This is a genomic window from Nitriliruptor sp., assembly GCF_040882075.1.
GTDB lineage: Bacteria > Actinomycetota > Nitriliruptoria > Nitriliruptorales > Nitriliruptoraceae > Nitriliruptor.
Window position 1 is genome coordinate 1 of record NZ_JBBEBZ010000194.1, and the last position, 12,637, is coordinate 12,637.

Sequence of the window (12,637 nt, forward strand, 5' to 3'; positions counted from 1 at the left end):
CGTACATGCCCTCGTCGGTCTCGGCGTGGGTCAGGATGTGGCAGTGGAAGACCCACGCACCGACGTGCTCCGCGGTCACCAGGACCGAGTAGCGCTCACCGGGGGCCACGTTGATCGTGTCCGCCCAGTAGGGCTGGTCGAGTGGGTACCCGTCCTTGGCGACCACCAGCTGCGGGAAGCCGTGCAGGTGCATCGGGTGGATCTGCAGGCCCTCGTTGTAGTAGTGCATCAGGATGTTGTCGCCCTGCTTGGCCACGATGGGTGCGGTGGCCGGGAACGACTTGCCGTTGAGGCTCATCCCGATGTTGCCGGCATCGTTGACGACCATCGGGAACTCCTGATCGATGGTCAGGTCGTCGGGCAGCGTGCGTCCCCCGATGGTGGAACCCGGCTCGGGCAGATCGACGTCACCGATCTGGATCGTGCCCCACATGCCGTTCGGGATCTTGAACTGCGAGTGGTGGTGGGGGTGGTACATCGCGACGGCCTTCTCGACCGCGGTGAAGGCGTAGGTGAAGCTCTCGCCCGGTTCGATCAGGTCCTGGGTCAGCGGCGCCACCCCGTCCATCTCGTTGTCGAGGATGATGCCGTGCCAGTGGACGTCGGTGCCGAGCGGCAGGTCGTTGGTCACCACGACCTCGACCTTGTCGCCGACCTCGGCGCGGATGGCCGGGCCGGGGATCTGACCGTTGTAGGACCAGCCCTCGACGACCTTGCCGGGCTCGACCTCCCACTCGATGATCTCGGCGGTGAGCTCGAAGCGCTTGGTGCCGTCCTCGAGGATGGTGGGCTCGAGCGGCTGGTTGCCGACGCCTTCGGTCTCGGCCGGGAAGGCCGCGATCGAGTCGTGCATCTGCTGGTCGAGGCCGTTCCAATCGATGTCCGGGTTGTCCGGGCTGTGCGCACCGTGGCCGCCCTCGGCCGCAGGCTGGGTGGCCACCGGGGCCGCCGCACCGTCGCCTTCGGTGACCGTGAGCGTGGCCTTCATGCCGCCCGCCTCGTGGCCCCCGACGGTGCAGTGCACCGTGTAGGTGCCAGGGGCGAGACCCGCCAGGCTCAGGCTCTCCGACTCGCCTCCGTTCAGCATCGAGGTCCCGATGCCCTCGCCGACCACGGCGAGGTCGTGGGGGATGCTGCCCGCGTTGGTCACCTCGAGCGTGCCGCCGGCGGGGATCGTCAGGTCGCTCGGGTCGATCACGAACTCGCTGAGCTCGACCGCCGCGGACGTTGACCGGGCGCCCTCGCCGGCGACCGCACCTGCTGGCGCCGGTGCTCCGTCGCGGGCCACGCTGGTGATCAGCGCGCCACCCGACAGCACGAGCGCGATCGCGGCCAGCACGGCCGTCGCGATCGAACCCATCGTGCGGGCCTCGGTCATGTCCTCCACGTCCAGTCTCCTCATCGTGCGGGCGGTCGTGCCCTCGCGCCGGTGGGTCACCGGGCGTGATGAGAAGGTGGCGGATGCGGCCGCGAGGGGCGAGGGCGGGGTGACCCGTGTCGGTGGGACCTGTGGCCCTACCTCGTCGGGCCCTCCTCCGCTGTCGGCGGCCGGGTGGCCGCGAGGACGGGAGAGCGGGCTAGCTCTGCCCGCGATCGAGCTGGGTGTAGAAGACCGCAGCTTCGGTGCGACGATGCATCCCGAGCTTGGCCAGGAGGTTCGAGACGTAGTTCTTGACCGTCTTCTCGGCGAGGTGCATCTGCTCGGCGATCTGCCGGTTGGTCATCCCTTCGGCGATGTGCTCGAGGATGCGTCGCTCCTGGTCCGACAGCGACGCGAGCCGCGGATCCTCCTCGTCGCCGCGGCGGAGGCGGTCGAGGACCCGGCCGGTGAGCGACGGGTCGAGCAGGGATTCCCCCGCAGCCACCCTGCGCACCGCATCGACCAGGTCCTGGCCCTTGACGTCCTTGAGCAGGTACCCGGCGGCACCGGCCATGATGGCGTCGAAGAGGGCCTCGTCGTCACCGAACGACGTCAGCATGAGGCAGGCGACCTCGGGGTCACGCGCTCGCACATCCCGGCAGATCTCGACACCGTTCCCGTCGGGGAGGCGCACGTCGAGCACCGCGACGTCGGGCTTGGTCTTCGCGATCCCCGCGAGCGCCATCCCGGCCGTCCCGGCCTCGCCGACGATCGTGATGTCGTCCTCGGCGCCGAGGAGCTCGGCCAACCCGCGACGCACCACCTCGTGGTCGTCGACGAGGAAGACCCGCACGGCGGCATCGGGTGCGGGGGAAGGGGTGTCGGTCACGTCAGGCTCCGGAGGGTGAGGTGCCCCGCAGGCTAGACTCCCCGGCCGGTCAGGAGGGGTGAAACGTGCGCGACGAACGGGTGCGGCGGTTGCTCGACGCGGTCCTGGCCGTGACGGGAGACATCCAGCTCGAGACGGTGCTGCTCCGCGTGGTCGAGGCCGCTCGTGACCTCGTGGGCGCGAAGTACGGGGCGCTCGGGGTCCTGGCCGACGACGGCGCGGGGTTGTCGGCGTTCGTCCACGCTGGCTTCGATGGGGACACCGTCGCCCGCATCGGGCGCCTGCCCGAGGGCCGCGGCATCCTCGGCGTGCTGATCGCCCACCCCGAACCGCTCCGCTTGGACGACCTCAAGGACCACCCGGCCTCGTTCGGGTTCCCGGCGAACCACCCGCCGATGCACGCCTTCCTCGGCACGCCGATCCGTGTCCGCGACGAGATCTTCGGCAACCTCTACCTCACCGAGAAGGTCGCTGGGGGCAGCTTCACGCAGGCGGACGAGGAGCTGGTCACCGGCCTGGCGGCGGTGGCCGGCTCGGCGATCGCGCACGCGCGCCTGGTCGATGATCTGCACCGACGCGACGCGTGGCGCAGCGCGGTGCTCGACGTCGCGACGCTGGTGCTCGGCGGTGGCGGCTCCGGACGGGCTCGCACCCACGTGGCCGTGGTCGCCCAGACCCTGATCGACGGGACCGGTGCGGCCATCGTCCAGGCCGGTCCCGACGGCGTGCCCGCCGTCGTCACGTCGACGGGTGATGCGCCCGCGCTCGGTCCCGTCCCGCCCGAGGTCCCCGTCCAGCGCGTGCTCGCCGAGGGGAGACCGGTCCGCGTCGAGGCATCGATCCTGTTCGGCGGCGCGGCTCTCTGGGTACCGTTGAGGGACGGGGACCGGACGGTGGCCGCGCTCGGGGTCGGTCGGCCCGAGCCGTGGTCGAGCGCGGACGCCGATCAGCTCGAGCTGTTCGCCGCGCAGGCCAGCCTCGCCCTGGCGCACGAGCAGGCGACCGACGACGTGCGGCGGCTCGGGGTCATCGAGGACCGGGAGCGGATCGGCCGCGACCTGCACGACACCGTGATCCAGCGGCTGTTCGCGACCGGTCTCGGCCTCCAGGCGCTGTCGCGTCGTGTCGAGGGCCAGCCCGAGGTCGCGGGACGCCTCTCGCAGGCGGTCGATGACGTCGACGCCACCGTCAAGGAGATCCGCTCGACGATCTTCGCGCTCCAGGCGCCGCCCGAGGTGGCCAGCGTGCGCGGTGACGTGCTCCGCGTCGTCGACGAGGTCGCGACGATGCTGCCGCGGGCCCCGCGGGTGCGGTTCGACGGCCCCGTCGACCTCGTCGTCGGGCCGGTCGTCGCCGAACACCTCGTGCCGGTGCTGCGCGAGGCCCTCACCAACGTCGCCAAGCACGCCAGGGCCGACGAGGTCGAGGTGCAGCTGTCCGCCGACCACGCCGAGGTGCTGCTCGTCGTCCGTGACGATGGGATCGGCGGCGCGGCCGGCCGACAGGGGGGTTTCGGGCTCACCAACCTGCGGGAGCGTGCGACCGCCTGCGGCGGAGCGGCCGAGGTGGTCACCCCGGCCAACGGCCAGGGCACCGAGGTCCGGTGGCGGGTCCCGGTGGGTCCGGCTCGGGGCTGAGGACGGGTCCCGGCCGGTGCCGGGTCAGAGCGTCGCCAGGGACCGCGCGGTGAGCTGGCGGACGATCTGTGCCAGCAGCCGGTCGACGGTGGTTCGGGCGACCCGGTTGAGCGCGACCGCGTCGACCGCCTCACCGATGCGACCGCCCGGCGGGTCGTAGCGACCGTCGAGCAGCAGCGTGGCCCGTCCCTCGTGTACGGCCAGACCGAGCTCGGCGTCGAGGCGCGGGAGGAACCGGGCCGAACCTCCCGGTTCGCCGTCGCCACCGGTCGCTTCCCAGCTGCAGGAACGCCACCAGGTGCTGCCGACGTGCCACGGGTCACCGATGGTCACCGTGACCTGCCGGCTGATGGCTCCGGTGCCGACCTCGATCGCGTAGCGGTCCGCGCCGACGCGACGTGCGTCGGGCAGCCACTCCTCCGGATCGCCGGTGAACAGGCTCGCGCCGACGAGGGCAGCGACCTCGACGGGCAGGAAGTGGCGTAGGGACCGGCTCATGGTGGCCTCGGAGGTCGGGGTGCTGGACCCCTAGCGTGGACCGCGCGCTCCTCGACGACCGGGGCACGAGGTCCTGAACCTGCGGGACCTTGGGAGCCGATCGTCCGGGCCGTCCACCACCGAGCGACGCCGCTCAGCCGGTGTTGCGCAGGCCCGCCGCGATGCCGTTGGTGGCCACGAGGACCGCATCGCGCACCTCATCGGCGTCCGCCCCCGACCCGTCGCGCAGGCGAGCGAGCAGCCGTACCTGCACGGCGTGGAGCGGGTCGAGGTACGGGTCACGCAGCCGGAGGACCTCGTCGAGTTCGGCGTCCCCATCGCTCGGTCCGTGGCCGGTGATGCGCTGGAGCGCGGTCACCGTGCGGTCGTGCTCCGCGATCAGGCGCGGCAGGACGGCGTCCCGCACCTCCTCGCGGGCCAGCGATGCGTAGTCGGCGGCGATGGTCAGATCGGCTTTGGCCAGGGCCATCGACACGTTGGCGAGCGTGACCTGCAGCAGCGGTGACCCGTCGTGGAGCTCGGCCAGCTCCCGCCAGCGGTCGTCGTCCTCGCCGGCCCAGGCGTGGAACCCGGCTCCGACCCCGTACCAGGCGGGGAGGTGGACACGGCACTGGGTCCAGCCGAAGACCCACGGGATGGCACGCAGGTCCTCGATGCCGGTCCCCGCCGTGCGGCGCGCCGGCCGGGACGCGAGGTTCAGCTCGGCGATGGCATCGACCGGCGTGGCCTCGTGCAGGTAGGCCACGAGCTCGGGGGTGTCGTGGACCAGGGCCCGGTAGGCGGCGCGTGCCTCCTCGGCGCAGACGTCGAGCACCTCGTCGAGCCGTGGCGAGGTGACCGGACGGCGCCCGGGCAGCGTCGTCAGCGCGGTGGCGTGGACGACCTGTTCGAGGTGACGGTGGGCGAGGTCCGGGTCGCGGTAGCGGGCCGCGATCACCTCACCCTGCTCGGTCAGCTTCAGCCGCCCACCGACCGACTCCGGAGGTTGGGCGCGGATGGCGGCGTTCGCCGGCCCGCCGCCGCGCCCGATCGATCCGCCGCGTCCGTGGAACAGCGTCAGGGTGATGCCGTGCTCCTCGGCCACCGCCGCCAGCGCCCGCTGGACCCGTTGCAGCTGCCAGGTTGCCGTCAGGTACCCGCCGTCCTTGTTCGAGTCCGAGTAGCCGATCATCACCTGCTGGCCACCGCCTCGAGCAGCGAGGTGGTCGCGGTAGACCGGGAGCGCGAACAGCTCCGCCATCACCTCAGGCGCGCGCTGGAGGTCGTCGACGGTCTCGAACAGCGGCACGACGTCGAGCTGGTCCGCGACGCCCGCGTCCCGCGCGATCGCGAGCACGGCGAGGACGTCGGAGGCCCGTTCGGTCATCGAGATGACGTAGGTGTCGCACGCGTCCGGTCCGAGCCGCTCGTGCGCCCGGCGCAGGAGCCGGAACAGCTCGAAGGTGGTGCGAGCGTCGTCGTCGAGGTCGATGAGGGCGGGGACGAGCGGACGCGGGGAGGTGAGCTCGCCGACGAGGGAGGCGACCTTGGACGCCTCGTCGAGCGACGCCCAGTCGTCGATCTCGCCGTACCGCCGGTAGAGCGCGGTGAAGGCGTCCCGGTGCCGGGCGGCGTGCTGACGCAGGTCGAGGGTGACGAGGTGGAACCCGAAGACCCGAGCCTGCACCTCGAGGTCGCGGACGCGCCCGTCGGCGATGGCGTGCGCACCGACCTCCCGCAACGAACCGCGCAGGAGCTGGAGGTCGGCCACCAGCTCGGCCGCGGACCCGTACCGGGTGGGGGAGCGCCGGTGGTCGGCACGCCAGGGTTCCGCCGCGTGCTCCTCGGTGGCCAGCAGCACCCGGTAGACGAGGGCGAGGAACTGGCGGTGCGGCTGCTGCGGGTAGCGGTCCTCGACGTGCGCCGCCGAGCGAGGGTGCAGGCCCCGGAGCTCGTCGAGCCGCGTCGCGAGCTGGGTCGAGGTCCCACGGCGTTCGCTCACCGAGAGGTGCGCGTGCAGTCGGTCGATGGAGCGGCGCAGCAGCCGGATCGACAGCTGCTGCTGCTCACGCCAGGTCGCTTCGGTCGCGGCCAGGGTCACGTTCGGGTTGCCGTCCCGGTCACCCCCGATCCACGATCCCAGCCGCAGGAAGCGTCCGGTCTCGAGCGGCGTCGCGTCCGGGTAGGCCGCGGCGTAGGCGTCGGCGAGCTCGCGGTAGATGCGCGGGACGAGGTCGAACAGCACCGCATCCACCCAGTACAGCCCGTTGCGGACCTCGTCGATGACGGTCGGTGGGCGGACCCGCGTCTCGTCGGTCAGCCAGAGCGACGCGATCTCCTCGGCCAGGAACGCCTCGGTGGCGTGGCGGGCTTCGGGGGTCAGGTCCGCCCGGTCGAGGTCACGGAGCGCGTCGGCGACCCGTCCGAGCTTGGTCAACGTCGTCCGACGCTTGGCCTCGGTCGGGTGCGCGGTCAACACCAGCCGGACCGAGAGCTGGTCGAGGGCTTCGGCCGCCTGGTCGGCATCGAGCCCGGCCGCGATGAACTGGTCGAGCGCGGCACCGAGCGACTCGGGGAACGCCGCCGCCCCTGCCGCGGCGTTGCGCTGACGATCCACGACCAGGCGGCGGACGAGCCCCTGGTCCTCGGCCAGGTTCACGAGCCGGAACCAGGCCGCGAAGGCGGTGACGAGCACGCGCGCCTCGTCGACCGGGACGGAGGTGATCAGCTCGGTGAGCTCGTCTCCCGCCGCCTCGTCGCCGCTGCGGTGGGCCTTGGCGAGCGCGCGGACGCGCTCGACCAGCACCAACTGATCCTCACCTTCGACGTCGGCGATGGTGCGTCCGAGCACGTCTCCGAGCAGTCGGACCTGGCGGGCGGTGACGTCGCGGTCCACGTGGCGGCTCTCGCTTCCGGAGGGTGGGTCGGGTCGGGTCGAGGCTACGACAGGCCGTGTCACCACCGTCACCTACGCTCGATGCGTGCTCATCCTCCACCACGACCCCACCTCGCCGGCATCCGCCGTCGCCACCCTGCGGCTCCAGCAGCTGGCCGCCGAGGGCGGCGCTGTGGCCTTCCAGGGGTTCGACACGCTCGGGCTCGACGCCGCCATCCCGGTGACGCTCGACCAGCTCGCCGAGCTCGATCGTGTCGGTGACCGACTCCGGGAGCTCGGGGTGGACGTCCGGCGGCCGATCCAGCGCCCACCGACGCTCGCGGTGCACCTCGTCGCCGACCTGGCCGACCCGGCGGGCCTCGGCGCGGCCTGGCGGACGGCCGTGATCGCTGCCTACTGGGAGCGTGGGGCCGACCTGGCCGATGACGCGACGCTGTCGGCGCTGGCCGGCGATGCCGGGCTCGACACCGCGGCGGTGTCCGACCTGCTGGCCGACCGGGGCGCCCGCATCCAGCTGCGACGCCGGATGCTGGCCACGCGACAGCGCGGCATCGGTGGCGTGCCGGTCCTCGAGGTGGATGGGACGTTGGTGTCCGCCGACCTGCCCGATGCCGATCTCCGGCAGCTGGCCGGCGTGTGACCGACACGATCGGTGACGGGGGAGCGGCGGCGCGCGGGCGGTTGCGGACCGACCTGTTCGGGTGGCAGCAGGACCGGCCGCTGGTCGCCGCGGACCGGGTCCCGCAGTTGCGCGCCCAGCTCGAATCGGCGCTGGCGGAGCTCGGTGACGATCTCGATGCTGCCGCGACCGCGACCGGTCGCCGACAGCTGCTGGTGACCAAGACCCGCCTCGACCGTCTGGCCTGCGACGGGTGGGCGCTCGATCCGGCACCGTTCGAGCACACGCGTGCGAACGTGCGGGGGACCCTCGCCCACAAGGTTTTCGAGCGCGAGCTCGAACGACGCGAGGGCGACGGTCCACCGACGGTCGTCGCGGTCGCCGCTGCCTGGCGTGAGCTGGCTGCCTGGAAGCCCGGTGATCCACGGTCGGTCAGCGCCTGGCTGAACGCCTGTCCCCGCGACGAGGCGGACCACCTGCGAACCGAGGTGGCGCTGCTGCTCGACACCTTCCGCGAGGTCTGGCCCGACCTGCCGTCGGCCGCGGTCGAGCTCCGCACCGAACGGCGGCTCGACGTCACCGTGGCCGGCGGGCGCGTGCGGCTCCAGGGCACGCTCGATCTGCTCGTCGACAGCCGCCGTCGGGACGATCGTGCCCGGGCGCTGGTCGTGGACTTCAAGACCGGGATGCCGCGATCGGATCACGATCGGGCCGAGGTCCGCTTCTACGCGCTGCTGACCGCGCTGGCCACCGGCCGGCTCCCCTTCCGGTGGGCGACCTTCTACGTCACCGAGGGCCGCCCCGAGGTCGAGGACCTCCACGACGCCACCCTCGACGCCACCGTCCGCCGCGTCGTGGACGCGGTGCGCCAAGCCGCGCGGTTGGCCGCCGTCCGCGATGGGCTGGCAGCACCTCGCCTCCAGGGCGGGGTCTGGTGCCGGGGGTGCCTGCGCCAGGACGACTGCGACGAGGCCGACCGGGCGCGTGCGGCGTACGCGGCCCGGTTCGCCGACGGCTGAGTTCGGCAGCGGGTGTTGCTGAGATACGGACAACGGGCGTTCTGCCACGGTGCTGTGCGGCTGCGGGTCTTGGCGGCTGATGGCTGTCTCGGCGAAGCCGTTCGGCTCCGTCGGTTCTCATCCGTCCGAGCTTCCCAAGCTCACGAGCTCGGCAGACCTACCGTTGACCCATGACCCACACTGAAACCATCGCCGTCACCGTCGCCATCATCAGCGCCGCCGTCACCGTCATCGGTCTGATCTGGCAGCTCGCGCTCTACGAGCTGTCAGGTGCGCGGCTACAGGTGCGGCTACGACCAGCAGCGGTGCTCGGACGTTGGGACCCTCTACCGGGGGCCGGAGCACGCTCGATGGTCTCTCGAGAACACTCCCCGGCCCCCGCTACACCGCCCCTCGCCGCGCCACATCGACCTCGCTGAGGTCCGCGTTACGAACATTGGACGTGCTGCGATCTCGGTAAGCGACGTGGACCTCGACCTCGACCTCGGTGCAACCGAGTGGCGCTGGTGGTGGGTGTGGCGCGTGGCGATCAACCTGGCCAACAGCCACTTCCGCCAGCGGCGGCGGGTGATGCTGAACACGTCGGTGTGTGCCTGGTCGTCCGCGTCCGTTCGTAAGCTCGCCGCGGGATGTTGCGGACGCCCAGACCGGCGCGCAGGTCAGAGGGTGCGGAGATCGATGGGGACGTCGGCGTGTCCTGCCAGTGCGGCGATGTCTCCGGGGTCGGAGGTGAGGACCTCAACCACGCCACCGTCCCGCAGCCGTTCGGCGCTGACCACGACGCTGGCGTCGACGAGTGAGGCGGCGGGCACGGCCTTCCGCAACTGCACGTTGCGGTTCGCGGCGTCGGGGTCGAGCGGGTCGTCTTCCCTCACGTGCAGGTTGGCGGCAGCGGCCACGTGCTGCGTGCGGTCCCACAGCGCTTCGCACCGCACGGCGGTAGGCACGACCGTGCGGCCGTTGGCAGACATGATCGCCTCGAGGACCTGGGCGCGCTTGGCATGCTGGGACGTGGTGGCCAGCAGAGCCGAGACCGCCTCGTTGTCGAGGACCAGGTGACGGACGGGCGCAGCCATCAGGCCGTGGCTGCCGGCACCGGCATCTCGACCAGCATCTCGACCAGTTCGAGGACCTGCTCGACGGCGTGGTCTACGTCCCCCGAGACGGCCCAGTCCGGGTGCCGCTGCTCGTACCGTTGGGCGGCCGCGACGGTCACCTGTTCGTGGAGGGCGGCGGGGTGGTCAGTGCCGCTGACCCGGCGGCGCACGACCGCTTCGAGGTCGGGCTGGTCCTGCGGGAACCGGGCGAGGTGGGCCGCCAGGGCCCGCTGCCGAGCGAACGCTCGGACACGGGATGCCAAAGCGTCGTTCGTCGCGGCCGTGAACGACTCCGCCATCCCAAGCTCCGTCGCGATCGCTACTGCCTGGTGCAGCGCCTCCGGCATCCGCACCGAGGTGGCCTTGACGTCTCCAGAGCTGTCGAGCTCGTCGAGGGTGGCCAGTAGTTCGAACAGTGTTGCCATCAGAACTCCTTACGTGCGGTATGAACTGTACCGCACGTATCGGTCTGGGGCCACCATCCTCACCCCCGATCGGAGCAGCATCAGCCGAGCGGCGCGATCTCAGATCGGGGGGCAACCGCTACCTCCGCCTGTGGATTGCGGGCGTTCTGCGCCGACCTGCGCTTCCTGCCGTTGCCTGGAACCCGACCATTCAGCGGTCGTCTGACCGAGTTCAAGATCAGGAGCGTCCAACCTTGCAGATGCGGGCAGCCCTCTGGGCAACGCTCGGGCTGCTGCTGTGTGCCGTGGCCATCGTCGTCGTGCGAGTCGGTCAAGATCTGTCGATGCGACGTGTTCCGGTTTCGCTCGAAGGTCAGGAGGCCGTCCTCGTCTCCCCTGCGGTACTCAGCGTGAGCGTCCCCTCGTGCAACGGGCAGGCCGTCGTCGATCGGCTGGAGGAGAACGTTCACCAGGTAGCCATCCGAGTGGTGACGGCCCGTGTGGATGACGGCGCCCAGAACCTCTGCATCGTCCCGGCTGCCCTAACCAGGTGACCGCTCGCCCAGTCGAGACTCCGCACCCGTGAGTCCGTCGTCGTACTGGTCAGGTATGGCGACAGTGAACGCCGTGAAGGCGTGTGCCCCCGACGGTCCAGGGCACGGCCGGAGGAAGTCCCCGTCCGGATCGAGCACGACGACCACCATCCCGTCCACGATCTCGACCCCGATGACATCCTCGCTGGATCGGCAGGTGGATTCGGCGTCGCGGGCGACCACGAAGACGCCCAGGGTGCCCTCCGGCAGCACTGGGGCGGTCCCCGGAACATCTGCCATCGCCCACAAGCTCTGGGCACCGTCGGTCTCACCGAAGACGGTTCCTTCCAGCGATGGGTCGTTCGTCGCCGAGGCCGCCAGGACCTGGAACTCATCCGTGCCGAGTTGCTCCCGGTTGACCTCCGGGAGATCGGAGGGCTCTACCAGGTAGACGTAGGAGAGCTCCGCACCGGCGTAGCTGGCCGTGACTCGCCAACAGCCATCGGTGCCCTGGTCGCCGCCGGCGATCATGAACCAGCCATCGTCGAGAGTGTGAGCGTTGGTGCCCTCATCGACGGTCACCGAGGATGCGTCGGGGTCATCGAGCCGCTCCCAGGTCACCGAGATCTCCGGCTCCGATTCGCGGTTGCCACCCTCGAAGTGCTCGCTCCACCACACGCTCTTGCGCGGGAGGTAGTCGCCGTCGGCATCGAGAACGGTCCAGAGCTCGGATGACCCGTACCAGACACCACCGTCGGAAGCGGGCTGCTCCGGATACGGGGCCGGTGGTACGAAGTCCCTGTCGGGGATCGTCACCGGGCAGCCGTTCGGCGTGGAGGTGACCTCCAACGTCGGTGTCGCGGGCAGCAACTGCCCGACCCCGAGGACGGTCCCGGCAAGCACGACGATGCCGGCGGCAACGCCACCGACCTGCGACAAGCGTCGCTGGCGTTGGGCGCGGTTCCACAGCCGGTCGAAGTCAGGCTGCGATCCGCGTTCGGGGGCCGCGTCGTGCAGGAGCTCTCGGATGTCGTCAGCCATCGTCGGCCTCCAGAGCTGACATGTCGGGGACGAACTGCTCTCGGAGGGCTGCGATCGCACGCTTGGTCAGGGATCTGACGGCGTCCGGGCTGGCGTCCATGCGGCGTGCGGCCTCCTCGACCGGGAGGTCGAGGTAGTAGCGCAGGATGAGCGCGGTCCGCTGCCGCTGTGGGAGGGCAGCAACGGCTTGCCGGACGGCCAGACCCCAGGCATGGTCGCAGTCATCGGCCGGAGTCCTAACGGAGGCGCGGAGGCGTTCTGACGCCCGTTGCTCAGCCCTCCGACGGCGGAAGTGGCTGTTGGTCAAATCGATCGCGACGCGCCACACCCACGCCTGGGGTGCGTCCAGCCGCTCGACACGCCCCCATTGCCGGAAGGCCCGCAACAGCGCTTCCTGCGCCAACTCCTCGGCCACCGCATGGTCACCGACGTAGAGTGCCAAGCTCCCCACCAGACGCGGGTACTGCGCAGCGCAGAACGCGCCAGCGGCCTCGCGGCTCCGGTCGGACATCGGCAGCACCTTCGGAGAGTTCACAACGGACACGCACGAGCACACCTCAGCGTGTCACGCGAACCGTGGCCCATCTTCCCCGAGAAGCAGCCTGCCGCGCCCAAAGGACCTGCACGGGGCCTTCGTGGTAACAGCCCCTGGCTCTGGTCTGCTG

At 71.2% G+C, this 12,637-nt stretch carries 13 protein-coding genes; 5 read left to right on the plus strand and 8 right to left on the minus strand.

The annotated features are described in order from the left end of the window. Both WEB03_RS13650 and WEB03_RS13655 read right to left on the minus strand, forming a co-directional pair. Nucleotides 1–1,378 (minus strand): multicopper oxidase domain-containing protein (locus WEB03_RS13650; protein WP_368071480.1); only part of this gene is annotated, 1,378 nt, incomplete at its 3' end. Nucleotides 1,379–1,577: 199 nt separating this feature from the next. After that, nucleotides 1,578–2,249, minus strand: coding sequence for a response regulator (locus WEB03_RS13655; protein ID WP_368071468.1), 672 nt, complete (start codon nucleotides 2,247–2,249; stop codon nucleotides 1,578–1,580). 65 nt (nucleotides 2,250–2,314) lie between these two features. Between WEB03_RS13655 and WEB03_RS13660 the strand changes: the two genes are divergently transcribed. After that, entirely contained in the window at nucleotides 2,315–3,886 is a 1,572-nt protein-coding gene (locus tag WEB03_RS13660) for a GAF domain-containing protein (protein WP_368071469.1), read from the plus strand. Between the two features lie 24 nt (nucleotides 3,887–3,910). Here the strand turns inward: WEB03_RS13660 and WEB03_RS13665 are convergent, their stop codons facing one another. Both WEB03_RS13665 and ppc read right to left on the minus strand, forming a co-directional pair. Next, entirely contained in the window at nucleotides 3,911–4,384 is a 474-nt protein-coding gene (locus WEB03_RS13665) for a hypothetical protein (protein ID WP_368071470.1), read from the minus strand. A gap of 133 nt (nucleotides 4,385–4,517) precedes the next feature. Then, nucleotides 4,518–7,259: a phosphoenolpyruvate carboxylase gene (ppc, locus tag WEB03_RS13670; protein ID WP_368071471.1), complete on the minus strand. Its 2,742-nt coding sequence runs from the start codon at nucleotides 7,257–7,259 to the stop codon at nucleotides 4,518–4,520. Between the two features lie 85 nt (nucleotides 7,260–7,344). On the opposite strand from ppc, the gene WEB03_RS13675 reads away from it, so the two are divergent. From WEB03_RS13675 to WEB03_RS13685, 3 genes are all read left to right on the plus strand, one after another. After that, on the plus strand, nucleotides 7,345–7,899 hold the full coding sequence (locus WEB03_RS13675; RefSeq protein WP_368071472.1) for a DsbA family protein: 555 nt from the start codon (nucleotides 7,345–7,347) through the stop codon (nucleotides 7,897–7,899). After that, nucleotides 7,896–8,897 (plus strand): PD-(D/E)XK nuclease family protein, encoded by a 1,002-nt coding sequence (locus WEB03_RS13680; RefSeq protein ID WP_368071473.1) that lies wholly within the window; start codon nucleotides 7,896–7,898, stop codon nucleotides 8,895–8,897. The genes WEB03_RS13675 and WEB03_RS13680 overlap by 4 nt, the downstream gene beginning before the upstream one ends. A gap of 170 nt (nucleotides 8,898–9,067) precedes the next feature. Beyond that, nucleotides 9,068–9,316, plus strand: a complete 249-nt coding sequence (locus WEB03_RS13685) for a hypothetical protein (protein ID WP_368071474.1) — start codon at nucleotides 9,068–9,070, stop codon at nucleotides 9,314–9,316. Nucleotides 9,317–9,556: 240 nt separating this feature from the next. On the opposite strand, the gene WEB03_RS13690 is transcribed toward WEB03_RS13685, so the two are convergent. Both WEB03_RS13690 and WEB03_RS13695 read right to left on the minus strand, forming a co-directional pair. Beyond that, the gene (locus WEB03_RS13690; protein WP_368071475.1) at nucleotides 9,557–9,973 is read right to left on the minus strand and encodes a hypothetical protein; all 417 of its coding nucleotides are present in this window, start codon (nucleotides 9,971–9,973) and stop codon (nucleotides 9,557–9,559) included. Beyond that, a complete protein-coding gene (locus tag WEB03_RS13695; protein WP_368071476.1) occupies nucleotides 9,973–10,419 on the minus strand; it encodes a hypothetical protein in 447 nt (148 codons plus the stop codon). The genes WEB03_RS13690 and WEB03_RS13695 overlap by 1 nt, the downstream gene beginning before the upstream one ends. A gap of 233 nt (nucleotides 10,420–10,652) precedes the next feature. Here WEB03_RS13695 and WEB03_RS13700 point away from each other — a divergent pair, with 233 nt between their 5' ends. Continuing rightward, nucleotides 10,653–10,952, plus strand: a complete 300-nt coding sequence (locus WEB03_RS13700; RefSeq protein WP_368071477.1) for a hypothetical protein — start codon at nucleotides 10,653–10,655, stop codon at nucleotides 10,950–10,952. On the opposite strand, the gene WEB03_RS13705 is transcribed toward WEB03_RS13700, so the two are convergent. Both WEB03_RS13705 and WEB03_RS13710 read right to left on the minus strand, forming a co-directional pair. After that, nucleotides 10,941–11,972, minus strand: coding sequence for a hypothetical protein (locus WEB03_RS13705; RefSeq protein WP_368071478.1), 1,032 nt, complete (start codon nucleotides 11,970–11,972; stop codon nucleotides 10,941–10,943). The genes WEB03_RS13700 and WEB03_RS13705 overlap by 12 nt on opposite strands. Next, nucleotides 11,965–12,483 (minus strand): sigma-70 family RNA polymerase sigma factor, encoded by a 519-nt coding sequence (locus WEB03_RS13710; protein WP_368071479.1) that lies wholly within the window; start codon nucleotides 12,481–12,483, stop codon nucleotides 11,965–11,967. The genes WEB03_RS13705 and WEB03_RS13710 overlap by 8 nt, the downstream gene beginning before the upstream one ends. Nucleotides 12,484–12,637 lie beyond the last annotated feature (154 nt).

Coding starts and splice junctions, on each gene's coding strand:
- WEB03_RS13665 (WP_368071470.1), bottom strand. CDS start 4,384: ATGAGCCGGTCCCTACGCCACTTCCTGCCCGTCGAGGTCGCTGCCCTC.
- WEB03_RS13685 (WP_368071474.1), top strand. CDS start 9,068: ATGACCCACACTGAAACCATCGCCGTCACCGTCGCCATCATCAGCGCC.
- WEB03_RS13690 (WP_368071475.1), bottom strand. CDS start 9,973: ATGGCTGCGCCCGTCCGTCACCTGGTCCTCGACAACGAGGCGGTCTCG.
- WEB03_RS13695 (WP_368071476.1), bottom strand. CDS start 10,419: ATGGCAACACTGTTCGAACTACTGGCCACCCTCGACGAGCTCGACAGC.
- WEB03_RS13705 (WP_368071478.1), bottom strand. CDS start 11,972: ATGGCTGACGACATCCGAGAGCTCCTGCACGACGCGGCCCCCGAACGC.
- WEB03_RS13710 (WP_368071479.1), bottom strand. CDS start 12,483: ATGTCCGACCGGAGCCGCGAGGCCGCTGGCGCGTTCTGCGCTGCGCAG.